General features: G+C 42.7%; 1 protein-coding gene. It reads right to left on the reverse strand.

Translation table 11 applies throughout. From position 1 onward, the window contains the following. Nucleotides 1-487: hypothetical protein (locus DMA14_RS00075; RefSeq protein ID WP_203418207.1), on the reverse strand; the 487-nt coding region annotated here is incomplete at both ends.

Here is a 487-nt window from a genome sequence, read left to right on the forward strand (position 1 = left end):
GCATCAAGAGTTGCCACTCCGTTTGCGGCGCCTTTTTCGCTAGAAGCAATTCTCGCAGTAGAATCGGCAGCATTGATTGTAATATTTGATGATCCGTCAAAAGAAACACCATTAATAGTCCTTGCAGTTGTTAATTTAGTGGCTGATAAAACATTTTTAGCGGCGTCAGAAGTATTGTCGGCATTTGCCAAACCAACATCAGCTTTGGCTAATGTTACCACGCCGGTCTTGCCTGCAACGCTGTCTACAGCACCGCTAGTGATAAAGATGTAAGCCGTTCCGCTCCAGCGATAGGTTTTATTGGTATCTTTTGCAACATAGATTTTTCCTGTTTCACCTGTTAAAGGAAAACTTGTAAGGTTTGTAAATTCTAATACATCATCAACATAACTTGGCAGTTGTGAGGTGAGAATGATTCCAGTTGCATCAAGAGTTGCCACTCCGTTTGCGGCGCCTTTTTCGCTAGAAGCAATTCTCGCAGTAGAAT

It is taken from the genome of Flavobacterium sharifuzzamanii (assembly GCF_003254585.1).
GTDB lineage: Bacteria > Bacteroidota > Bacteroidia > Flavobacteriales > Flavobacteriaceae > Flavobacterium > Flavobacterium sharifuzzamanii.